We start from the raw sequence: 23165 nt of genomic DNA, 5'->3' as shown, positions 1-23165 counted from the left end.
GCGCACTCAGGGAACTCGCCACGACATCGCTCCGCGTTGGGTGAAGTGGAAATCGAGCAGGCTGCCGCCTTGCTCCAGCAGTGCGCGGTTGAGCGTGAGCCGGTCCTCTGCGCCACACAGGAACATCATGAATCCGCCACCGCCCGCGCCGGAGATTTTCGCCGCGCGCGCGCCATTGGCAAAGGCCACGCGCTCGATGTTTTCGATCAGCAGGTTGCTGATGCTGCTGGCGGTTTGCTTCTTCGCCTCCCAGCCGGCACGCAAGGTCGCTTCCAGTCGCCTCAAATCGCCCATGAGCACACATTCCTTCATGGCCACAGCTTCGTCCTTGAGCCGGTGCATGGCCTCGATCGACGCTTGATTCTGCTCGCTGACGTTGCGCGACTGTTGATCGATGATGTCCGCCGAGGCGCGCGACACGCCGGTGAAATACAGCACCAGCGATGCTTCGAGCTCAGCCCACACCCAGTCCTTGACGCGCAGCGGGTTCACGATCACGCGGTCGTCGGCATAGAACTCCATGAAGTTGAAGCCGCCAAAGGTTGCCGCATACTGGTCCTGCTTGCCGCCCGCCAAGCCCAGGTCATTGCGCTCGATCTGATACGCCAGCCGCGCGACTTCGTACTCACCCAACGGCAAACCGAAGTATTCGACGAACGCCTGCAGCAAGGCCACCACCATGGTCGAGGACGACCCCAGGCCCGAGCCCGGTGGTGCATCGGAATACGTGGTCACGCGCAGCGATGGCTGCTTGCCGTCGAGAAAGTCGCGGCAGACGCGCGCATACACACCACGCGCCAGTTGCAATGGGCCACTGAGTGAATGTTCGTCGCCGCAGATATGCTCGGCGTGGTGCCGGACATCCAGCGCCTCGAAGCACGTGCTCTGCCCATCGCCCGGTCGCACGATGGCGTAGGCATAGCGGTCGATGGTGACGTTCATCACCTGACCGCCGAACTGGTCGCAATACGGCGAGACATCGCTGCCACCGCCGGCAAGACCCAGGCGCAGCGGAGCGCGCGCACGCGCGATCATGCTGCCGCCCGGGTAACATGGCATGGCGCAAGTCCAGTTCGCGCGCAAAGGCCTGCCATTGAGCGTCCGACGTGTAATGCGCATGCACGAATGCTTGCCCGGCCAGCGCGCGGCGACGCCATTCGGCATCGTCACCGATCAATCCAAGTATGTGCTGCGTGAAATCGTCGCCGCATCGCAGACAGCCAGCGCATCGCACCCGTCCAATCCCTGCGCGCCTGCCGATGTGGTGACGCACGGCACTCCATGACGCATGGCTTCGATGACCTTGCCCTTGATGCCGCCGCCGAAACGCAACGGCGCGACCGCTACGCGAGCATGTGCATAGCGTTGCGCCAACTCCGCGTCGGTGACAAACCCGGTTACCTCGACGCGTTCGTCTTGCAGGGCGCGCACATCGGCGGATGGATTCGAGCCGACCAGACTTAGGCGCAATCCGGGCATGTGCTGATGCAAGCGCGGCAATACCTCGCGCACGAGCCACAGCGCCGCATCCACATTCGGCGGGTGCGCGAATCCGGCGACGAAAATCAACCCCTCGCGCTCGTGCAGATTGCGCGTGGGGTCATCATGCAACTCTTCGAAGGCATAGGCAGGCACGGTGCGCGCGCACCTGCGCGCATGCAGCGCCAGCCAGGCGCGCACCTGCGTGGTTTCAGAATCTGATGGGTAATACACCGCATCCACACTGCGCCAGACCTCGTGCTCGAGTTCCGCGATCATTTGGCGCTCCTTGCGCACGGCAGCATCGTCAGGCATCACGCGCAATTGATCGTCCAGACGCAGATGATGCACGTCATGCCCGTAGTACAGCAGCGGCGCAGCCGAATACTTGCGCGCAATCTCGATGAACTGCACCGCGATATGTGGCCGACTCAACAAAATGTAGTCCAGCGCGACACCATGCTCGCGCATCCAAGCATCGAAAGCACCAGCATATTCGACGCCGTACATAACCTCAACCACCAAGCTGCAGTAATGGCGGCACATACACCGGATCGAAGTGCAGATTCTCTGGCCAGAACTTGACCCGATAGCCGCGCTCCAGGAAGCGCTGGATGAACTGCATCATTGTGCGCGAGCCGGCATCGCGATCCGGCTGTGGTGCGTAGTGGTCTATGATCAATATGATGCGCGCGTATTTATCACGTCCACGCGCGCGAAACACGTTTTCGGCGTTTGGATAATGATCGGCTTGCAGAGTCGACTGCCAGCGCTGGCGAAAGATTGCCTGATTGCGCACCTGGTAGGACTTGATGCCGCTGCCGGTGTCGGTGCCATGCGGGACGCCCTCGTAATGCACCACCACCGACGCGGGCTGGTAATAAACCTTGAGTCCTGCGGCGCGCACCTTGAACGCGAGATCCGAGTCCTCGCAGTAGGCCGGTGCGTAGATTTCATCGAAGCGACCCAGTTGCTCGAACAGCGCCTTGCGGATCAGCAGCGATGCGCCCGAGCAATAGTCGGATTCACGCAGGTAGTTGTAGATGCTGCGCTCGGGATCATCGAGGCGACCGTAGTTCCAGGCGCTGGCGTCCTGCCACATGATCCCGCCGCTTCCTGCAAGCGTCCATCCGGATAGACCAGTTTCGATCCCGCCAGGCCGCAATCGGGATAGCGCCGGAACACGTCCAGCAGCGCATCCAGCCAGCCTTCGGTAACTTCGGTGTCGTTGTTGAGAAAGTACACGTACTCGCCGCGCGCGAGCCCCGCCGCGCGATTGCAGGAGCGCACGAAGCCCAGGTTCTCGGGATTCTTTTCGTAGCGCAAGCCGCTGACCTTGGCCAATTGATCGATATCCGTATCGCCCGAGGCATCCTCAACGACGATCACCTCGAACGGTACGCTCGGCGGATGCGCCATGATCGGAGTGCAGGCAGCGCGCGGTGACATCCAGCATGCCGTACGCCGGCACGATGATGCTGACCAGCGGCGCATGGTAAGCAGGCAGGGCCAAATCGCTGATTCGAGCGCGCGGCAAGTAGTTTACAAGCGCCGGAGAGGACTCGATGCGCGCAGTCAGATCGCGTGCTGCTGGCGCATCGCGCGTCCCCGGATCAATGCTGGATTCACGAGCGGTCGCGGCGATGCGCGCCTGTTCGCGGCGGCGCTTTATTTCATTGCGCACCACTGGCCATTCGCCGCGCAGAATGCGCGCGATGACGCGCAAGGGGCGCGTGATGCGCCATGACCGGGAATCACGTATCTCCTCAAATAGACGCCGTGCTGACGCCGCCTCGCCCGCCATGCGCTCGGATTGTTCGCGTTGGTGCACAAGAGTCTGCTGCAGGGTGAGGATCAGCGTATCCCGGTCGCCAATGCGAAGTCGTGCACGATCCTCGGCCTCGCTGAAGCGGGTGCGCTCGACTTGCAACTCGCGATCCAATGATTGCGCCCACGACGCGACGCGCTCGTGTTCACGCTGCAACTCACCGAATTGCGCACGAGTCGACTCCTGTTCGTTCTCAAGCCGTTGTGCCCAACGCACGGCTTCATCAATGCGAAGTCGTGCACGATCCTCGGCCTCGCTGAAGCGGGTGCGCTCGACTTGCAAGTACTCGGCTTCCGCATAGGCAAGCGACTCGCGCGCGATATGCATGAGTGCCGCATCCGCGGCATCTGCCAGTTGTTTGAGATCCAGTCCAGGAGCGCTCAGCACCAGAGGCAACCGGTCGCTGCGAAAGGGCGTCAGCTCGGAAGCACGATCGGGCTCGGTACGCGCCGAGTGCAGAAAAGCATCAATGCGTTCCATGGCTTGCTCGTTCCAATCCATGTTCAGGGCGAATGTCGAATCAAGCCGCTTCATCTCGGTTCGCCAATCTTGCAGCAAGTGTGAGTAACGCAATTCCGCGTGCCGGTTGCGCGCGCTGCCGCGTATGGCTTCGACGGTATAACGGCACCACAAGGCCTCGCCCAATGCAGCGGGAATCGCATTGCGCTCGTGCAGCGAACGCGCTGTCTCCGCTGGTTCACGCAGCACGATCAGCGCGCAAGGCTCGATGCCAAGACTGCACAACACGCGCTCCCATAACGGCACGAACAGACATAAACGCGGATCCTTAACAGCCCACAATGGCGCATCGGAAAACTCGGACTGAATCAATTGCAGGATTTGTTGCTGGGCATGCTTCGCCGCCGCGCAGTGCAGCCAGCCCGCTGGCAGGGGCCGAAAGTCATCCCAACTGCGCCCCAGTTTCCCCAACAATCGGTCATGGATCTCGACCGCATCGAGATGTTCCCAAAAGCCCGTTGGGTTGTCGGGCGCCGGCGGCATCAGGCGCGATCCCAGCTCGACGCCCAGCAAATTGAGCACACGCGTGATGGCGGAGGTGCCGCTGCGATGCATTCCCAGCACCATGATCGCGCGTCGCGTGCTGATTTTGTTTGATGTCGCGCCAACCGCCGTGGAGCGCGTGATTTTCCGCTTGCTCATGACAACGTTCGCGTCAGCTCTCCGCGCAGATCATCGACGCACTCCACACCCACCGACAACCTTACCAGCGCATCGCTGATGCCGAGCCGCTTGCGCTGCGCGGGCGGGATGGAGGCGTGGGTCATGATGGCGGGGTGCTCGATCAGGCTCTCCACGCCGCCCAGTGATTCGGCCAGCGCGAACAGGTGGCAGCGCTCTAGCATGCTGCGCGCTTTCTTCAGCCCGCCCTTGACCTCGATGCTGATGATGCCGCCGTAGCCCTGCATCTGGCGTTTGGCCAGCGCGTGCTGCGGATGGCTTTTCAGGCCGGGGTAGATCACGCGCTCGATGGTGGGATGTTTCTCCAGCCAGCGCGCCAGTTCCAGTGCATTGTCGCAATGCGCGCGCATGCGCAGGTGCAGGGTCTTGAGGCCGCGCAGGGCGAGAAAACTGTCGAACGGCCCGGCGATGGCGCCGACCGAGTTCTGCAGGAAGGCCATCGGCTCGGCCAGTTCCTGCGTGCCGGCCACGACGATGCCGCCGACCATGTCGGAATGGCCGTTGAGGTACTTGGTGGCCGAATGCAGCACCAGGTGCGCGCCGTATTCCAGCGGGCGCTGCAGCATGGGCGAGCAGAAGGTGTTGTCCACCACCAGGGTCAGCCCGTGCTTGCGCGCGAAGGCACCGACCCTGGCGAGGTCCACCAGCTTGAGCATGGGGTTGGTGGGCGTCTCCGCCCAGATCATGCGTGTGTTGGGCTTGAGCGCCGCCTTCAGCGCGGCGCCGTCGTTCAAGTCGATGAAGCTGAAATCCAGCCCCGCCGAGCGCCGCCGCACGCGCTCGAACAAACGATAAGTGCCGCCGTACAAATCGTCCATGGCGATGACGTGGCTGCCGGAATCCAGCAGCTCGAGCACGGTGCTGGCCGCGGCCAGACCCGAGGCAAAGGCGAAGCCGGCGACACCGCCTTCCAGATCGGCCACGCAGCGTTCATAGGCGAAACGCGTGGGGTTGTGCGTGCGCGAATACTCGTAGCCCTGGTGCTTGCCGGGGCTGCGCTGCACGTACGTGGAGGTGGCGTAGATCGGCGTCATGATCGCGCCGGTCGATGGATCGGGCGCCTGCCCCGCGTGGATGGCGCGGGTGCCGAGGCCGAGGGGTTGCTGGGGTTTGTTCATGGGTGTCAGCGCAATCCGAGGTATTTGAAGATGTGCTTGGCCAAGGCATCTTCAACGTCGCGATGCCTCGGAATGGGTTGCTTTTGTCCTGTGCGCGGATTCAGCCAGATGTCATGACGCCCACCGTGACGCACCAGAACGCAGCCTGCCACTGCAAGTTGACGCAGCAGCTCCTCTCGCTTCAAAGGGCGATGTCTCGCACCTGATAACCAGGCGGCACATCCTCCAATAAGAGTTCGCGATAGGCGTCGCGCAGATTGGCTTCGAGCTCCTCGATGTTTTCGCCCTGACACATGATTTCAGGGTGGTCGACCAGCTTGCCCAGCCAGTAGCGATCGCCTTGCCAGAACACCATCTTGAGCTGAGCGTTCATCGCCCTTCCTCCGGCCATGTCGAAGCTCCTGAATTCTACCGCCGAACAGGCAGCACCTTACGATCCAGGCAGCGTTCACCCGTCGATTCGAAACCGGGCGCCTGCCCCGCGTGGATGGCGCGGATGCCGAGGGCGAGGGCTTGCCGGGGTTTGTTCATGGGTCAATGCGATCAGGGGAATGAGGGATGGGTCTGGCCGGATCGTCAAGGCTGAGGCGATGCCGTGTCCGATGGCCCATTGTGCCGTGTTACCGGGTTCCCATCCCCGACACAACCACTCGGGAACGGGGATCCATAGGGGGAAATGGGTTCCCGCCTACGCGGGAACGACGAAACCGAGATGGGAACGGCCAAGCGATCGGGCCGGCAGGATCACGGGACGTTGTTCGATGCGCTCGATGCGGGCGCCTGAACTCGATCGCGAATCGCCATTGCAGCGTGAATGGCGCATCCGATTCACCGGGACGGACTCGCGGATTCGCGCAGCGCGTCGTCCAGGACTTCGCGCAGGACATCACGTGCGCGCGCCCTGGAAAAGTGCTGGCGCACATTGTCCATGCCACCGCGCGACAAGCGTTGCCACAAGGCTTGATCGGTGTACGCACGTTCGATGGCCGCGGCCATGGCTGCGGGCGTGTCGGCCAGCAGTACGTCCACGCCGTCCGTCAACGCCATGGCCTCGGCCGCGATGCGGGTGGCGACCACCGGCAGCCCCGCGGCCATGGCGGTGTTGATCTTGCCTTTCACGCCGGCGCCATAACGTAGCGGCGCGACGGACACGCGACAGCGCTCCAGCCACGGCCGCAGATCATCGACGCGGCCATGGAAGACGACCTGCACGTCGCGCAACACATCGCGTGCCTGCGCATCGACGTTGCCGATGACGTGCAGGCAGAGCCTTGGCAGGCACGGGCGCAGCAGCGGCAACACTTCGCGCGCGAACCACTGCACGGCGTCGCGGTTGGGTGGATGCTGGAAGCCGCCGATGAACAGCAGATCGGCGCGGTCGGAAAACGGCGTGATCGGCTCGTGCACCTGATGAATATTGCCCAGCAGGCGCAACCGCGCCTGCGGCAGCTCAGCCTGCACCAGCGCGAGTTCGACCTCGCTGACCAGCAGGGTGCAGTCGCTGGCGGCGATCAAGGCCAGCTCGTGCGCGCGCAGTGCGTCGGCGCGTCGGGTATCGGATCGGGCCAGTTCCGCCGCGCGCCGCTCGCGCAGGAAGTTCAGATCGACCGTATCGAAAATGACCTGCGCGCGCGGCGCGAGTCTGCGCACCTGCGCCAGCCAGACCGACGCGACCGCATAGCGGCTCAGCATGACCACCGCGAAATCGTCACCGTGGGCACCCAGCCAGGATCGCGGGTTGCCCGGTACAACGACCTGCACACCCACGGCACCGAGGCGCGCCGCCAGCGCCAGATCCATGCGCCGGTCGTCCGGCATCAGGCTCACGCGCCAGCCCAGTTGCCCCGCGCTGCGCAGCAGCTCGACCAGGCGCAGCGACCCGGAATCGCGGGCAGCATCCGGCAGCGTGCTTTCGATCACCAGCAGGTACGGCCTGTCCGTTGCGGCGCGCGCGCTGGCCTCGGCTTCACGCGTTCCCGGCTGGGCTTGCTTGAGCAATGCGGCTGCCCACTTGCCGGCGAATTGCGCCTTGTTCTTCACCTGATGGCGCTTGACGCCCTGCTCGGGATCGATGCCCGCGGTCACGCCCTCGCAGTGGATCACGGTGCTGGCGGGCTGCACCAGCACGCGACGCCGTGCGGCATGCACCGCGAAAGCGAGATCGGTGTCCTCGTAGTAGGCCGGCGCATAACGCGTGTCGAATCCACCGACCTCGCGAAACAGAGCGGCCGGGATCATCAGCGCCGCGCCGGACACGTAATCGCACTCGCGGCGGTAGAGATAGCGCGGCTGATCCGGGCGCTCGAAACGCCCGCAATTCCACGCGCCGCCATCGGCGAACACCAGCGCGCCGCATTCCTGCAGGCGGCCGTCTGGATACAGCAGGCGCGATCCGGCGATGCCGCAATCGGGCACGTCCTCGAAGCAGGCGCGCAGCGCGTCCAGCCAGCCGGGTGTGACCTGCGTGTCGTTATTGAGGAAGCACAGGAACGGTCCGCGCGCGGCTGCGGCGCCGGCATTGCACGCACCGACAAAGCCGAGATTGCGCGGCAAGCCGAGCAGGCGCAGGCCACGGATTTGCGCGAGCGTCGCCGCGCTCGCGTCGGGCGAGGCGTCGTCCACCACGATGACCTCGAACGCGGTCGTGTCGCCACAGGCCGCGATGGAGCGCAGACACGCCAGCGTGTGGGCCAGATGCCCGTGCACCGGGATGATTACCGAAACGTCCGGATTGCCGGCCTCGGGCACCGCGAACGGCGCGAATGTCCAGTCCAGCGCCAGCAGATGCGGTTGCGACGCAGCGGGCGCGCTGCCTTTCAATTCCATCAGGATGCGCCGCCAGGTGCCGCGCCAGCCACGACTGAGCACGCTGCCGCGCGTCCGTTGCAACAGCGCGCGCAGACGACGCACGCGCCAGCTCAGCGCGTCAGTCCAGGTCATGGGCCGGTATCAGTACCGCGGATCCCGCATCCATGGCGTGAATGGCAAGGTCCAGTTTCACGGCAATGGTCATACACCGGAATCCCGAAGGTATTGATCGACGCATTGTAGGAGCGTGGCAACGCTGGGATTGGATCAAGACTGTAGGTCAACATCCAGCGCACGCCGCAGCTTGCGCCGCTGCTGCCACGACCACCAGCGCAGCATGGCGTGGCCGAGTGCATGATGGCCGTAGCTGCCCTCGAAGTGGCGCAGTGTTTCCGGCATGCGTAGCGGCTCTGCAAGACCCAGGTGTGCATAGACCTCGCGCAGCGTCGCCGCGGCATCCCGTGCCAGATCGACACTGCGCAACAGCAGCACCTGCTCGCGCGGAAAGTGATGCAATAACCGCTGCAATTGCGCCGCGTATTCACCGCGCGCGCGATAACTGTGATTGCGCAGTGACGAGTTCCATCCCAAGTCCCCGCGCGCGCGGTGCAACCGCCCGCGCTCGGCCAGCAATGCGCGCAGCAAGGGCAATGATTCCGTGCCGCGCGCACGCTCCATGGCGTGCTGCGAGATCGCGCGCGCGGCCGGATCGCGCAGCAGGATGATCCAGCGCAGGGCCGGGTTGTAGCGCGCGGCGCGGCGGATGGCCGTCTCCAGAAACAGGCTGATCGGCGTGGCATCGCCGTACACCAGCGAGTCCTGCCACGGCTCGGCAAAATGTGCGGCAAAGCGCGTATCGATGGCCTCTGGCAGCGCTGCGTCGTCGTAATCCGGCGCATCGAAGACATGTGCCTCCTTGCCCAGTGGCAGGCGCACCCGCGGATGCGCGCGCAGAAATTCGGCAAGCGCCGTGGTGCCGCATTTCTGCGCACCACCAATCATGAAGCTGATGCGTGGCGCGTGCGGGCTCATGTGATCGCGACCGCATGCGGACCGTCACGGACACCCGCGCAGAGTGTGGCAATGCGCGTGTATTCCAGTTGATGCATGGCCGTCGTGTTGATGCACGTCATAGCGCAATCGCGCCACACGGCAGAATCGGCGCGCGCAGACGACTGACAGTGCCGCGCGCACGCGTCGGGCTTTGCCAATGCCATGCCTACGCATGGCGTCGCTGATAGGCTCATGGCGAACGCAGCAAATGGGACGCGCGATTGTAGGCGAGGCAGCGCATGCGCGCTGGCGCCCGAGTGGACCCCACAGGCCGATTGCGCCCGTATCGCCGTGAAGGCGTCGAGCCGGGCCTTGGCCAGACTCGACGCCATGTTTACGCAATCCAGCAACTTGCCTGAGGCTACTCAGATCAGTTTGCAAGCATACCGTCGCGGCACAGCGCTGACACCCTTGTCGCGACAAGCAATTGCGCGCTGTTCATGTCAGCACCTTGGCATCGACGCGTCCTGCATCACTGCCAAAGTCCAGACCGCACCCTCATGATTCCAGCGCGCAGCTGGCAATAGCCCATTGCGCCGGAGATGTTTTGCAAACCGCTACTCAGAGGTAAGTGGGTGGAGACAGCCCGCAATAATCCGCCGTACCGCCAACCGCCGGCATACCAAAGTAGTACCAGTTATACCAATTGGTTGGATTAGTACCATAAGCGGTAGTTTCGAGCATGCCGTAATCGGCATTGCCCTGCGGATCAACGATCACCACGTTTTTCTGGATCAAATATCTGTAGCCCTGCAAACTCATGTTGGCCAGACTGCCGTTGGGCGTGGCGAACATGTTTCCGCTCGCAGCGCCGAAGCGCCAGGCGCACTGGTCACCGTTCTCGTAGCCATTGCCATCCCACCAGTCGTATCCGTAGAAGGCAAGGTTGCCTGTGCCCACCTCAGGATCGCTGGTGGCCTCCTCGGACTCGTGCGCGATCACGCTGACCATGCCATCGGCACCAGGGTTGTTGTTGGGGCTGTTCCACACGTAGTTGCTATACGACTGGAAGCTCTTCATGGCGATGCACGAGCCTGGCCAGGAGCCATAACTTTCCGCGGTCGCGCTGGCGCAGGCCTGGCCATCGCCCACAAAGGCGTACTTCACGTCCACGCCGTGCATGTTCAGGCCGTCGGTATGCCAGCCACAGTACTTGGTGCAAAAACCGCCCTGCGCGAGATTGCCGTTGCTCGATTCCATTACATCGGACGAGGTCAGCACGAAGTAGATGCCATTGTTGTCCAGCGGCAGTCGTCCCTCGGTGATCGCATCCTGCACGATGGTCTGGATATTGGCGTCACTGAGGTCCTGCCCCAGCGAATAATCATCAAAGGTTTGGCCCGCGAGCGTGATGGAAGGCATGATCGCTCTGTTATTGACCTTATAGGTGCCGAGAATCCGCTCGTAGGGCGACATGTTCAACGACTGCACGAACTGCGGGATGATGCTCAGCGCGCTGTTGCCTTGCCAATTGCCATACCAGATCAGATAGATATGGCGTTGGCTCTGCATCACCGGACCAAGCGGAAAATAATTGCCCGTGGTGTAGCAGTCGGAGCCCAGGCCACCGCACGCTGAAGATGCCCACGCATTTAAGCCATTGACGATCGGTGCATATGGATCGTTGAGTGGCGAAGTTTGCGCGTTGATGAGGCTGTTGCCGGCGACACGCCCGAATGTGTGGCCCTTGGTCAGAGAATAGCCCTTGGGCATGATGTCCAGAACATCTGGGCCGTTAGGGTGCGAAAAAATCTTGTGCCCGAATTGCTGGTTGGCTGCGGGCGGCAGCGCGGCTTGAACTTGCGGCACGGCCAGTATCCCGGCAAACGCTATTGCCAGCATGGCCCATACAGGTTTGTACATTCCCATGTGTGCTCCCCCTGAACAGTGAGATGGATGCAACAGGTCTCTAAAATGAGACGCAAAGCACTATATCTGCGCGTTGTTCACGTGGGTGGTGCGCAGCAGGTGCATTACGTATTTGTAATATCTGCGCAAATATACGCGGCACCTGCGTGCGTCCGGACGAGCACTTTTGCAATGACGCACTCCCTGGCCAGATCTTGCACCTCATGCTGTGCAAACATGGCTGCGGTAGGCATCGTGGCGCGCTCGAACAGCGGATCTCGACCTAACGCGCACGGTGCATTGCCCAATCTGCACGAGGCACGGCTGTAAGCAATGGCCGCAGTCCAACCTGACAAAGCGAAGCACATGCGCGCCCCGAAATGGGACGAGCTCTCAAGTGCTGGTCGCGACAAACGTGCTGCGATTTTTGCCGCGACAGTTTGTTTGCATGGAATCTCTAAGTGTCAGGCGGCAAGATGCCCCTTTTCGCACGCTGATCACCAACCATCTGTCGACAGAATACACTCCATGAACCAGCACCTGCCACGGCACCTGCAACGCGCCCAGCGTTATTTCGATGACGGCCAGCTCGTGGCCGCCTGCGCCACGCTCGAGGCGCATCTGCGGCGCACGCCCGATGACGCGGACAGCCTGTCCCTGCTGCTGCATGCGTGGCTGAAACGCGGGCGCATGCGACCCGCCGTGGAACTGGCGCAACGACTTGCTGCACTGCCAGCACGCGACGCGCAAGCTGCCTTGCGCACCGCGACCGATCTGATGCGCGTCGGCGATTTCTCGCGCGCGCGCGCGCTGCTGGATACCCCGCTCGTGCAAGACTCCCGCGATAGCGCCGTGCTGTTTCGCCACGCGCAACTGCGCGCGCGCGCAGGCGAATACCAACAGGTGCTGGCACTGACCGAGCTTGCCGCGCAACTGAGCGCCACCCCCGACACCAACCTATTGCTGCTGCGCGCGCGCGCGCGCGATTACTGCGGTGACGCCGATGGCGCCGGCGCCGATTACTCCGCCGCGCAACACCAGCGGCCCGATTCGGGCAGCGCGGCGCAGGGCCTGGCACGTGTGCATGCCAGCCAGCGTGATGCCGATGCGGCCACGGCGCACATCGCGCATCTGCACAGCGTGCTACCCAGTGTCACTGATGCCGACACCGAGGCCGCGCTGGCCTACGCACTGTTCGAGGAACTGCACACCTTGCAGCAATATCAGCAAGCCTGGCCAGCGCTGCAGCGCGGCGCGGCCGCGGCGCACCGGCAATGGCCGTACGACGCCGCGCGCGAGGCAACGCGCATCGACGCGCTGCTGCGCACCCAGCCGGGCACGGCCGCCACCGCCGTGCCACAGAGCGCGCCCGCGGGCACGGCCACGCCCATCTTCATCGTCGGTCTGCCGCGCAGTGGTACCAGCTTGCTGGAAACGCTGCTGGGACGGCATACGCAGGTGAGCGCCGCGGGCGAGCACGCGGATTTCGCCTACCAGTTGGGCCTGGCCACCGACTGCGACAGCGTCGAGCTGCTGCCGATGACCGCCATCGAGCGCAGCGCGGACATCGATTACCACGCGCTGGGCCAGGCTTACCTTGAGCACACGCGCTGGCGCGCGCGCGGGCGCAGCCACTACACCGACAAATTGCCATCAAACTGGATGCTCATCGCTCACATCGCACGCGCCCTGCCACAGGCACGCATCGTGCACGTGGCGCGCGCGCCCATGGATGCCGCTTTCGCCGTGTTGCGCCAGTTGCTGGGCGCAGCCTATCCGTGGAGTTTCGCGCAACAGGACATCGTTGCGCACTACGGCCACTACCGCGCGCTGATGTCCCACTGGCAACGCGTGTTGCCGGGGCGGTTGCTGCAGGTTGATTACGCCGAATTCGCCGATGCCGAGCGCCTGTTGCGCCGCGTGTGCGCGTTTTGCGCGTTGCCCTTCGAGGCGCAGTGTCTGGATGCGCGCCTCGACATCGGGGTGGTTGCCACACCCAGCAGTCTGCAAGTGCGCGATGCGATACGTCCGCGCGTGGGTGCATGGCAAGCCTACCGCGAGCACCTGGACGTTTTGCACGATGGCCTCGCGGGATGGCATGCGCCTGCATAGCCGGACGCCACGCATCCACCGAGCAGGATGTGCACGGTTGATGGCAACGACTTCACCTGCCATCGCCACTGCACTGACTGGCATTGCACGCCTCACCGGTGGCCGGGGGCCGCCGCCCCACTCGCAAAAGAAACGGGCGGCCCGGCCACGCTCCGCTCATAAAAGAGGGCAACCGGATTTCAGCGTAGGTTCCGGTCTGCCAAACGGTCAAGCCGCACGTTCGTTGTCTGCCATCGCGCGCCGCGCGGCTTCGGCCAGGAACCCGCTGCGCGTGGGCCATGCGTGCGTGCGTAAGCGTCGATGCGCTGCACCAGATTTTCCGGCAGCGACACGTTCAGGCGCACCGCGCGCGGATTCACCCGAGCCACGTCGATGTCAACCAGCAACCATTGACCGCCGGTGTACGCCTTGCCGCGCGGCAGCGCATCGGGCGCGGTCGGCGCCGGCACGTCCATCGCCTCACCCTCGAAATACACTTCCACAGCTTCCTGCACCGCGGCCGGCAAGTCGTCCAACGCATCGGCGGCTGCGAAGCAGCCAGGGAAATCCGGCAGGGTCGCGCCCCAGGCGCTGCGCTTGTCCTTGTGAATGTAGGCGGGGTAGATCATCGTTTCCTCCACTGCCAGCCGGCCTGTCGAAAAATATTGCGCGCGGTACCTTGCGGCAGATCGCGTTGCGGATGGGGTACGACCACGTACCCCGGCTTGTCCGGGTTGCTTGAACTTGTGATGCGAGCCGGCCACGAGGACTTCCAGCCAGCCTTCCTGTTTCAGTCTGCGGATGATGGTCTGACTGTCCATGGGCCATGATACACACCGTTACACACGCAGCGCAGCAGACGCGGGAGCCGCGATCCTGAGCAGCGCTGGCGACGACGATCAACAGCGGGCGGGTCAACGCAAGGCCAACCCGCACTGACATCCGGATACCCATAAAGGAAACGGGCGGCCCGGCCGCGCTCCACTCGCATCGGGTAGGGAGCCGGAATCCTCCGGTCCCCTCCCACACCACCGTACGTGCGGTTCCGCATACGGCGTTCATCGAGCTGACGCTGAAGATACCGGCTGGTTTTCGATCATTGAGACCAACTTCAGCCGGTCGAAGAAGGCTTTCGGAAACGCCTGATTCATGTGACTGGCACCACTGTTCCACCATGGGCCGTGCCCGTTGTGTCCCGAGTGCCAAGCCGCGCCTCCGGCAGCCCTCGTTTGCGCAGCAGCGCGGTACGCCGCGGACGCGTCTTGGCTTGCCGCCATAGCAGGCAGCGCAGCCGACGCCGCAGCCATCCGTCGAGGTCCTTCCACACCGTCTTGCTCTCGCTGAGCTGGAAATAGCCGATCCATCCACGAAGCACCGGGTTCAGTGTCTCGATGGTGTGGGTCAGGCTACGTCCGCGCCCCTGACGCAGCAGTTCACGCACGCGGTCGGTCAGGCGGGCCACGCTGTGCGGCGCGACCTTGAGCCTGATATGACCACCGGCGTTCGTCAGGGTGTAGCCCAGAAACTTGCGTTTCCATGGCGTGGCGCATGCGCTCTTGGCTTCATTGACCTGCAACTTCAGGCGTTCGTCCAGGAACACCTTCATGGCGGCCATCACGCGCTGCCCTGCCGCTTCGCTTCGGACATAGATGTTGCAATCATCCGCATAACGACAGAACGCGTGTCCGCGCTTTCCCAGTTCGCAATCCCAATCCGTGAGCAGGATGTTGGACAGCAACGGCGACAACGGCCCGCCTTGCGGCGTGCCTTGGTCACGTGCTGTTTCCACCCCGTCACGCATCAAGCCCGCTTCCAGATAACGGCGGATCAGCTTGAGCACCCGCTCGTCGTCGACGTGCCGGGCGACCCGCGACATCAGGATGTCGTGGTTCACCCGGTCGAAGAACTTCTCCAAGTCCATATCCACCACCCACGCACGGCCCTCCTGCACATAGTGCTTGGCCGCACGCAGAGCTTGATGGGCACTGCGCCCCGGCCTGAAACCGTAGCTCGATGCGGAGAACGTCGGCTCGACGATCGGTTGAAGGACTTGCAGCAGCGCCTGCTGGATCAGCCGATCCAGCACCGTCGGGATGCCCAGTGTCCGCACCCCGCCCGAGGGCTTGGGAATGTCCACCGCGCGCACCTCCGACGGCAGGTAACTGCCGTCCAGCAAGGCTGCTCTCACGCAGGGCCAGTGTCTCTTCAGCCAGTCCTTGAACGATCCCACCGTCAGGCCATCGACCCCCGGTGCGCCACCGTTACGAACCACCTTCTGATACGCCGACCACACGTTGCTGCGTTCGATCACGGCCTCCATCAGCCGTGACACCTCCGCTTTCGTTTGCCCGGCTGCCGCCGTGATCGACTCGGCACCACACGGCCTACCCACGGGATACTGTCCCGCCTCTTGGCCCTTGGCCCCGGCTTCCCGGGCTTCTGCTTCGTCGTCGATCATCGAGGTTCAGTCGTCCTAATCGCGGTCTCTCATGTTCGGCCCTTCGGTCGTAACGCACCTACTACGCCCCGCAGGAAGTCCCCTTGGGGGATGGCCTCTGCTGACTTCTCGCTCCGCCTTCCAGCGTCGCCCTTTCAGGCATGAGGCGAGATCTCCCCGGGTATGACGCACCTGCCTTCCCGCTTATGCCTGTCGGATATACGCCACGTCGTCTGTGCAAGTACCGGGCTTTGACCCCTTTTGCTGCCTCACCCCAACGTGTCGCCTCGTATCCGCTTCCTGTTCGTCAGGCCAGCGCTTTGCCTCGGGCTTCCTTCAGACGACCAGTCACCCGATTCGCCCTTGCCTCTGGCTAACTCTTCCCCTTGCCGGGTGAGTAGAGGACTTTCACCTCCAAGCAGGTGCGCCCTGCCGGGCGCACAAAAGAAACGGGCGGCCCGAGGGCCGCCCGTGTAGTGCATCCAGCAGTGATCCGCGGATCAGCTGCCGCCGCCTTTGCCACGGCCACCGCCGCCGCTTCCCGCGCCGTTGTCGCCGTACTTGCTCCAAGCTGCCTGCTTGCCCTGCACGTCGTAGTCGGTGAGGTTGCTCACCGTGCCGGAGGCGTTGTTGCGGTTCAGACTGGTGACCACCAGGTTGGGGAAGTACGAAACGACCGTCAAACGCCACTTGCCCGTGCCGGTGCCCAGCGCGCCGGTGATGGGCACACCCGCCGGGCAATTGCTGCCATTGGTCAGACAGGACGACTCAAGCTGCACGCTCTGGCCCGCAGCCAGCGAGAAACTGACTGGGCCGACGCCCGGGTGACCGGCATCATCGACACCGGTGATGATCACCTGGCCTCCCGCCGGACCCGTATCGCTGACGCGCAGGAAGCTATCCTGAGTCGTGTTGCCAGCCGGGTTGAAGGTGTACACGCGCACCACCGGGGCGTTGTATTGCATGGGTTGCAGCGCGCAGGATGGTACGTTCACGCTGATCCCGTTACGGGTGAACACCGTCTGCGGAACCACCGGGGTAGCTTGCAACGGAATCGTGTTGTTGCTGGGAACCGCGAAGCAAATGTTGGTGTACAGTGAGCCGGTGGAGAACGAGCCGCCATTGATCGGGAACATCTGCGACGCGGTGTACTGGAACGTCAGCGTGCCATTGCCATTGCTGAAGGCGCCGACCACGGTGGACGGCGCAGGACCGCAGGATGAGTTGTCGCGCAGCATGGCGGTGGCGCCTGCCTGATTGAACGCCGTGTACGCGCCTTGCAGCGTGGTGGTGAACTGATCGGTGGGGTTGAACTGGAAATAGCCGAAACCGGGCGCGGCCCCGTAATTGATATAGCCGGCATTAAACTGGCCCGTATCAAGCATGCCGATGCCGCCGGTGCTTGAGAAGTAAGTGCGGCTGGCATGGGCAGCATCCTGGCCAACGTCGATGCGCTCGTTCTGGTTGCCGTTCGGGATGCACACCTGCACCACCGGGTTGCCCGAGATCAACAGTGACTGGGTGATGGTGTTGAGGATCGGGTTGGTGCTGACCGGGTCAAAGAACTGCACCGTGGCGCCCACGGTTTGACCTGATGTTTGCAACGCGGCCAAGTTACTGACGAAGGTGCCCGTGGTCGGATTGATCTCGGCATTGGCACCGGTGATGTCCACGATGTCACCCGGCACGATGCCCGGAACCGGACTGGTGCTGGGCGGGTTGAAGTTGATGATCGCGGTGTTGGTGCCCACATAACCGCCAACCACCGTCACCGTCCAACCCAAGGGCGCCAGCGCAGGGCCGGCGGTGGCGACAAAGTTGTTGAACAGCGCGCCATTGTTGAGGGTGACGCGGATGGCGAAGCCGGTGGTGCGGCCGACGATGTTGTCGCTGGACAGCACGTTGACGCTAAGCATGGGAAGGATGCCGACCTGGGTGCTGGCATTGGCGATATCAAAGTTCGCGATGCCTTCGGGCAACGGCGTACTTGAGGTGACGGTCGCTGCAACGGTGGCGCCAGAGAGCGCAAGCGCTGCCAGCATGAAAGCAACGAGTGTGGAACGTTTCAGCATCATGAAATTTCCCCTCCTACGGCCAAGCAGCTTGACTGGTGATGACAAGTCTAGAGCAACAATTGCAAGGTAGTCCATCTGCGCGCATACAAATGATTACGGCATGGGCATGCATGCGTCCGGCGCTTGCAATCGTTGCCGTTGCGTCGTGCGCGTACCACGCGCCATGCAAGCTTGTGAAAGAGGTGGTTGCAAGTCGTGATGCGCCAACAAAAACGGGCGGCCCGAAGGCCGCCCGTGGATGCATCCAGCGTTGATCCGCAGATCAGTTGCCGTTGTCGCCGTAGTAGCTCCAGGTTGCCTGCTTGCCCTGCACGTCGTAGTTCGTCATGTTGGTCAGGGTGCCAGTGTTGTTGTTGCGGTTCAGGCTGGTGACCACCAGGTTGGGGAAGTACGAGGTGACGGTCAAACGCCACTTGCCCGTGCCGGTGCCCAGTGCGCCGGTGATGGGCACACCCGCCGGGCAGTTGGTACCGTTGGTCAGGCAGGACGACTCGATCTGCACGCTCTGGCCCGCAGCCAGCGAGAAGCTGACCGTGCCCGCGCCCGGGTGACCCGCGTCGTCGACGCCAGTGATGAACACCTGGCCGCCGCTCGGACCGGTATCGCTGACGCGCAGGAAGCTATCCTGGGTCGTGTTGCCCGCCGGATTGAAGGTGTACACATGCACCACAGGACCGTTGTACATCATCGGCGCCAGCGCGCAGGTGGTGCCCGGCACGGTCAGGCTGTTGCGGGTGAAGCTGGTGCTCACGCTCACCGCGGTCGCGGCGATCGGCGTGGTATTGCCACTCGGCACCTGGAAGCACACATAAGCTGTGCCGCCAGATGTGCTACCGCCAATGTCGCTCAGGTTGTAGGCGAACGTGGCCTGATTGGCGGCGGCGTTGAGCGTGCCAGTCACAGCAGCCGAACTGCACATCGGGCTCGTTGACAGGAACACACTGGCGCCGGCCTGAGCGAAGGCGCCAAAATTGCCGCTGGCCACGGTGCTGAACGCATCAGACGTCGTGTTGAAGGTGAAATAGCTGAAATTGGCCGCGGTCGAGGGACTGATGTCGACTGAGCCAGCTTCGAAGATGCCAGAATCCACCAGACCGATAGCGCCGGTCGTCGAGAAATACGTCTGACTGGCTTGTCCGTTGCCGAAGCCGACGTCGATCTTCTCGTTCGGGAAGTTCTGCGTGTTGCTGCACGACGCGACCACCGGGTTGCCCGAGACCAGCAGTGGCTGGGTGATCGTGTTGAGGATCGAGTTGGTGCTGACCGGATCGTAGAACTGCACCGAGGCATTCACCGTCTGCCCCGAGGTCTGCAGCGCCGCGAGATTGCTGAGGATGTTGCCCGTGGTCGGACTGAGCTCGGCATTGGCACCGGTGATGTCCACGATGTCACCCGGCACGATGCCCGGAACCGGATTGGTGCTGGGCGGGTTGAAGTTGATGATCGCGGTGTTGGTGCCCACATAACCGCCAACCACCGTCACCGTCCAACCCAAGGGCGCCAGCGCAGGGCCGGCGGTGGCGACAAAGTTGTTGAACAGCGCGCCATTGTTGAGGGTGACGCGGATGGCGAAACCGGTGGTGCGGCCGACGATGTTGTCGCTGGACAACACGTTGACACTCATGTGGTGGGCACAATGCCCACGTTCGTGGTGTTACTGGCGACATCAAAATAAGCCACGCCTTCGGGCAGGGCGGTCGCGGGAGTGAAGGTCACAGTGGCTGCCGTGGCCGCGGCTGACAGCGCCAGCCCGGCAACAATGGCCAGCGCGAGTGAGGACTTGCGGATGTTCGACATGTTGTTGGAACTCCTAGCTAGGTTTGGATGAACTTCGAGGCGTAGCCTGAAACCGAACGCTGCGACCAAACCGGTACCAGATTGGCTGCGGCGACCGGCGTCCATAATTCAGCGATGCATAAGGCTCCGACATGACAATTCAGACCCCCACCCATCTGGACCACATGCTACGGGCATGGAACATAGCGGGCGTTGATAGCGCGGTCAATCCCTTCACTGCGCGCAAACGAGACCTGTGCAACGTTTCCGTGCACTGCTGTGCGCTGCGGAGCAGGCCGAATGCGTGCTGGAGCGGCAGGCTGTCGATCAAACCACGGGGCGGCGCGTCGGTCACGCCCGCACCGGCTGCGCAAGCGCGCCAGACGCAGCGGCCTTTCGACACGTGTCCGGGGGCTATATAGTCCGTGGCTGTTCTGCCTGTGCCGTGACCATGCGCCGCGACCCCGCTTGCTCCCTAACCCGTCCGCGCTCGCTATGTGACTGTAGGCGCCGCGCATGCCTGCGCCACCGCGGCGTGGCGCTGATGCCGCAGCCATGACCACGCAACTGCTCGGCGAGATGTTGCAGGAACGCGGCCTGGTGAGCGCCGCCGATGTGCAGCACGCGCTGGAGCTGCAGGCGCGGCTGGGCGGACGCCTGGGCGCGTTGCTGATGCGCGTGGGCGCGATCAGCGAGGACAGCCTGCTGGAGGTGCTGGCCGCGCAACTCGATCTGCCACTGCTGGGCCGCGACGCGCCCATGCCCGACGAGGCGTTGCTGCGCGATAGCGCGGCGCAATTGCAGGTGAGCGCGGACTGGATGCTCGATCAGCAGGTGTTGATCTGGCAGACCGAGGACAGCGGCTGGTGGTGCGCGGCCCGCGATCCACTGGCACCCAGCCTGGGCGAGCTGCTGCGCGCGGTGCTGGGCGGGCGCGCGCTGCGCATGTGCCTGGTGCGCACGCAGGATCTGGAGCGCACGCTGGAGGCGCTGTCACGCATGCACGCATCGCTGCGCGTGGGCGCGAGCGGCGACGATGTGGCGCACCTGCGCGAACTGGCCGAGGAAGCGCCGGTGGTGGAGCTGGTCAACAACATGCTGGCGCAGGCGGTGGAACAGCGCGCCTCGGATTTGCATTTCGAGCCGGAGGAAAACCAGTTCACGGTGCGCTTTCGCATCGACGGCGTGCTGTATCCGCGGCTGAGCCTGCCGCGCGAGCGCTATAACGCGGTGTCGTCGCGGCTGAAGCTGATCTCGGGCATGGATATCGCCGAGCGGCGCCTGCCGCAGGATGGGCGCCTGAGCCTGCGCGTCAGCGGCCAGGACATGGATACGCGCGTCAGCGCGCTGCCCGGCGTGCATGGCGAATCGATCGTGATGCGCCTGCTGCCCAAGCAACGCGCGGACCTGAGCCTGGAACGGCTGGGCATGCTGCCGGATCACCTGCAATTGATGCGCGAATGGACGCGCGAGGCGCACGGCATCATCCTGGTGACCGGACCGACCGGCTCGGGCAAATCGACCACGCTGTATTCGGCGCTGGCCGCGTCGAACGACGGCAAGAAGAAAATCATCACCGTCGAGGATCCGGTGGAGTTCCAGTTGCATGGCGTGACCCAGGTGCAGACGCACGCAGCCATCGGCTTGAGTTTTGCCAATGCGTTGCGCTCGATCCTGCGCCAGGACCCTGACGTGGTGATGATCGGCGAGATCCGCGATCTGGAAACCGCGGAGATCGCCATCCAGGCCGCGCTGACCGGGCATCTGGTGTTGTCCACGGTGCATACCAACGATTCGATCAGCGCGTTCACGCGCCTGATCGACATGGGCGTCGAGCCGTTTCTGGTGGCCACGCCGATCAAGGCGGTACAGGCGCAACGTCTGGTGCGGCGCTTGTGCCCGCACTGCGCGCGCGCGGCGCCGGCGCCGGCGGGGCTGGATGCGCATGTCGCCGAGCTGGCGCGCGTGGTGCTGGGCGATGTCGCGCCCAACTGGCACGAGGCGGTGGGCTGCGCGCAATGCATGCACACCGGCTATCGCGGGCGGCTGGGCATCTACGAGATGGTGCCGGTCTCCGCCACGCTGCGCGCCATGATCACCGACGGTGCGACCACCACCGACATGATCGCGCAGGCGCGCCGCGAGGGTTGGCGCATGCTGCGCGAGGACGGCTTGCTGAAAGCCTGGCAGGGCGCCACGAGTGTCGATGAAGTATTGCGCGTGACCAGCGCCTGAGGATGCGATGCCGAGTTTCCGTTACGAAGCGTTGAATACCGATGGCGTGGTGATGAATGGCATGCTCAACGCCGACGACGAACGCGCCGCCATGCGCGCGCTGGAGCGCAGCGGCCTGACCCCGCTGAAGGTCGCCGCGCACGTGGCCACGCGCGGCGCGCTGGCGACGTGGCGGCAGCGCAAGCCCAGCGTGCCGGAACTGAGCGTGCCGTTGTACGAGTTGTGCACCATGCTCAAGGCCGGCGTACCGCTGGTGGATGCGGTGGCGGCGCAAGGACAGTCCTCGCACCATCCGCAGGTCACCGCAGCGTTCGCCGGCATGGCGCAAGGCTTGCGCCGCGGCCAGAGCTTTGCCGACGTGCTGGGCAGCAGCGGGCTGGAGCTGCCGCTGTATATCCAGCAATTGGTGCGCGCCGGCGAGTTGACCGGACGCATGGGCGAGGCGCTGTCCGGTGGCGTGGCGCAGATGGAATACGAGCATCGCCTGCACAGCGAGATGCGCAATGCGCTGATCTATCCGACGATTCTGGTGCTGGCCGGCGTCGGCGCGGTGCTGGTGATGTTCGCGTTCGTGGTGCCCAAGTTCTCGATGCTGCTGCACAAGTCGTCGCAACTGCCGTGGCTGGGCTGGGCGGTGCTGGCCGGCGGTACCTGGGTGAATGCCAATGCGTTCTGGCTGACGCCGGCATTGATCGTCGGGCTGATCGCGCTAGTGGTGGCGCTGCGCGAGCGCAGCGTGCGCAACCGCCTGGTGGACCGCCTGAGCGGCTGGCCGGTGCTGGGACCGTGGCTGGTGCAGGCCGAAACCGGGCGCTGGGCGAAGATGATGGGCACGCTGCTGCAGGCACGCGTGCCGTTGCTGCAGGCACTGGAACTGGCGCGCGACGGCCTGCAACTGACGCGTCAGCGCGTGCGCATGGGCGAAGTGACGCGCGCGGTGCGCGGCGGCACCGCGCTGTCGCAGGCACTGGAGGATCAGCAGGCGCTGACCGGCACCGGCTACAACCTGGTGCGCGTGGGCGAGCGCTCGGGGCAGTTGCCGGAAATGCTGGGGTCGCTGGCGCAGCTTTACGACGAAGCCGGCAAGCAGCGCATGAAGCAGGTGCTGGCGCTGATCGAGCCGATTTCGATTCTGGTCATCGGCATCATGGTCGCGGTGATCATCATGGGCGTGATGCTGGCCATTACGAGTTCGTACAATCTGGCGGTTTGAATGA

Annotated in this window: 20 protein-coding genes; 3 read left to right on the top strand and 17 right to left on the bottom strand. The window is 63.9% G+C overall.

Annotated features, from left to right (window positions below; all coding sequences use genetic code 11):
* Nucleotides 1-6: 6 nt before the first annotated feature.
* The 11 genes from Mschef_RS05260 to Mschef_RS05215 form a co-directional block, all read right to left on the bottom strand.
* Nucleotides 7-1059 carry a GHMP family kinase ATP-binding protein gene (locus tag Mschef_RS05260; protein ID WP_242426453.1) on the bottom strand — a complete coding sequence of 351 codons (1053 nt, stop codon included), beginning with the start codon at nucleotides 1057-1059 and terminating at the stop codon, nucleotides 7-9.
* Nucleotides 1060-1173: 114 nt separating this feature from the next.
* On the bottom strand, nucleotides 1174-1989 hold the full coding sequence (locus Mschef_RS05255; RefSeq protein WP_176212403.1) for a glycosyltransferase: 816 nt from the start codon (nucleotides 1987-1989) through the stop codon (nucleotides 1174-1176).
* 4 nt (nucleotides 1990-1993) lie between these two features.
* Nucleotides 1994-2581 (bottom strand): glycosyltransferase family 2 protein, encoded by a 588-nt coding sequence (locus Mschef_RS05250; RefSeq protein ID WP_139789389.1) that lies wholly within the window; start codon nucleotides 2579-2581, stop codon nucleotides 1994-1996.
* The gene (locus Mschef_RS05245; protein WP_176212402.1) at nucleotides 2473-2898 is read right to left on the bottom strand and encodes a glycosyltransferase; all 426 of its coding nucleotides are present in this window, start codon (nucleotides 2896-2898) and stop codon (nucleotides 2473-2475) included. The genes Mschef_RS05250 and Mschef_RS05245 overlap by 109 nt, the downstream gene beginning before the upstream one ends.
* Entirely contained in the window at nucleotides 2855-4468 is a 1614-nt protein-coding gene (locus Mschef_RS17105) for a sulfotransferase family protein (RefSeq protein ID WP_139789388.1), read from the bottom strand. Before Mschef_RS17105 ends, Mschef_RS05245 begins: the two co-directional genes overlap by 44 nt.
* Nucleotides 4465-5625 carry a trans-sulfuration enzyme family protein gene (locus Mschef_RS05240; RefSeq protein ID WP_081126716.1) on the bottom strand — a complete coding sequence of 387 codons (1161 nt, stop codon included), beginning with the start codon at nucleotides 5623-5625 and terminating at the stop codon, nucleotides 4465-4467. The genes Mschef_RS17105 and Mschef_RS05240 overlap by 4 nt, the downstream gene beginning before the upstream one ends.
* A 5-nt stretch (nucleotides 5626-5630) precedes the next feature.
* Nucleotides 5631-5810: a type II toxin-antitoxin system HicA family toxin gene (locus Mschef_RS18375; RefSeq protein WP_081126715.1), complete on the bottom strand. Its 180-nt coding sequence runs from the start codon at nucleotides 5808-5810 to the stop codon at nucleotides 5631-5633.
* Nucleotides 5807-5998, bottom strand: coding sequence for a type II toxin-antitoxin system HicB family antitoxin (locus tag Mschef_RS05230; protein ID WP_081126714.1), 192 nt, complete (start codon nucleotides 5996-5998; stop codon nucleotides 5807-5809). Before Mschef_RS05230 ends, Mschef_RS18375 begins: the two co-directional genes overlap by 4 nt.
* Nucleotides 5999-6453: 455 nt before the next feature.
* Nucleotides 6454-8565 (bottom strand): glycosyltransferase, encoded by a 2112-nt coding sequence (locus Mschef_RS05225; protein WP_081126713.1) that lies wholly within the window; start codon nucleotides 8563-8565, stop codon nucleotides 6454-6456.
* A gap of 135 nt (nucleotides 8566-8700) precedes the next feature.
* Nucleotides 8701-9465 (bottom strand): sulfotransferase domain-containing protein, encoded by a 765-nt coding sequence (locus Mschef_RS05220; RefSeq protein WP_081126712.1) that lies wholly within the window; start codon nucleotides 9463-9465, stop codon nucleotides 8701-8703.
* A 582-nt stretch (nucleotides 9466-10047) separates the two neighbouring features.
* Nucleotides 10048-11355 carry a hypothetical protein gene (locus Mschef_RS05215; RefSeq protein ID WP_081126711.1) on the bottom strand — a complete coding sequence of 436 codons (1308 nt, stop codon included), beginning with the start codon at nucleotides 11353-11355 and terminating at the stop codon, nucleotides 10048-10050.
* 507 nt (nucleotides 11356-11862) lie between these two features.
* Here Mschef_RS05215 and Mschef_RS05210 point away from each other — a divergent pair.
* Complete coding sequence (locus Mschef_RS05210) at nucleotides 11863-13446, top strand: tetratricopeptide repeat-containing sulfotransferase family protein (RefSeq protein ID WP_168708967.1); 1584 nt, start codon at nucleotides 11863-11865, stop codon at nucleotides 13444-13446.
* A gap of 179 nt (nucleotides 13447-13625) precedes the next feature.
* On the opposite strand, the gene Mschef_RS05205 is transcribed toward Mschef_RS05210, so the two are convergent.
* From Mschef_RS05205 to Mschef_RS17610, 6 genes are all read right to left on the bottom strand, one after another.
* A complete protein-coding gene (locus Mschef_RS05205; protein WP_197686721.1) occupies nucleotides 13626-14054 on the bottom strand; it encodes a type II toxin-antitoxin system HicB family antitoxin in 429 nt (142 codons plus the stop codon).
* A complete protein-coding gene (locus tag Mschef_RS18370) occupies nucleotides 14051-14176 on the bottom strand; it encodes a type II toxin-antitoxin system HicA family toxin (RefSeq protein WP_425480125.1) in 126 nt (41 codons plus the stop codon). Before Mschef_RS18370 ends, Mschef_RS05205 begins: the two co-directional genes overlap by 4 nt.
* 396 nt (nucleotides 14177-14572) lie before the next feature.
* Complete coding sequence (gene ltrA / locus Mschef_RS05195; protein WP_197686720.1) at nucleotides 14573-15883, bottom strand: group II intron reverse transcriptase/maturase; 1311 nt, start codon at nucleotides 15881-15883, stop codon at nucleotides 14573-14575.
* 479 nt (nucleotides 15884-16362) lie between these two features.
* On the bottom strand, nucleotides 16363-17937 hold the full coding sequence (locus Mschef_RS05190) for a hypothetical protein (RefSeq protein WP_136256278.1): 1575 nt from the start codon (nucleotides 17935-17937) through the stop codon (nucleotides 16363-16365).
* A gap of 262 nt (nucleotides 17938-18199) precedes the next feature.
* Nucleotides 18200-19561, bottom strand: a complete 1362-nt coding sequence (locus Mschef_RS05185; RefSeq protein ID WP_081126708.1) for a hypothetical protein — start codon at nucleotides 19559-19561, stop codon at nucleotides 18200-18202.
* Nucleotides 19558-19734 (bottom strand): hypothetical protein, encoded by a 177-nt coding sequence (locus Mschef_RS17610; protein ID WP_176212401.1) that lies wholly within the window; start codon nucleotides 19732-19734, stop codon nucleotides 19558-19560. Before Mschef_RS17610 ends, Mschef_RS05185 begins: the two co-directional genes overlap by 4 nt.
* A gap of 495 nt (nucleotides 19735-20229) precedes the next feature.
* Between Mschef_RS17610 and Mschef_RS05180 the strand changes: the two genes are divergently transcribed.
* Both Mschef_RS05180 and Mschef_RS05175 read left to right on the top strand, forming a co-directional pair.
* On the top strand, nucleotides 20230-21948 hold the full coding sequence (locus tag Mschef_RS05180; RefSeq protein WP_197686719.1) for a GspE/PulE family protein: 1719 nt from the start codon (nucleotides 20230-20232) through the stop codon (nucleotides 21946-21948).
* Between the two features lie 7 nt (nucleotides 21949-21955).
* Nucleotides 21956-23161: a type II secretion system F family protein gene (locus Mschef_RS05175; protein WP_081126706.1), complete on the top strand. Its 1206-nt coding sequence runs from the start codon at nucleotides 21956-21958 to the stop codon at nucleotides 23159-23161.
* Nucleotides 23162-23165 lie beyond the last annotated feature (4 nt).

Origin of the sequence: Metallibacterium scheffleri, assembly GCF_002077135.1 — a bacterium.
GTDB lineage: Bacteria > Pseudomonadota > Gammaproteobacteria > Xanthomonadales > Rhodanobacteraceae > Metallibacterium > Metallibacterium scheffleri.
Note: the sequence above shows the minus strand (reverse complement) of the source record. Positions and strands in the feature narration are given on the sequence as shown.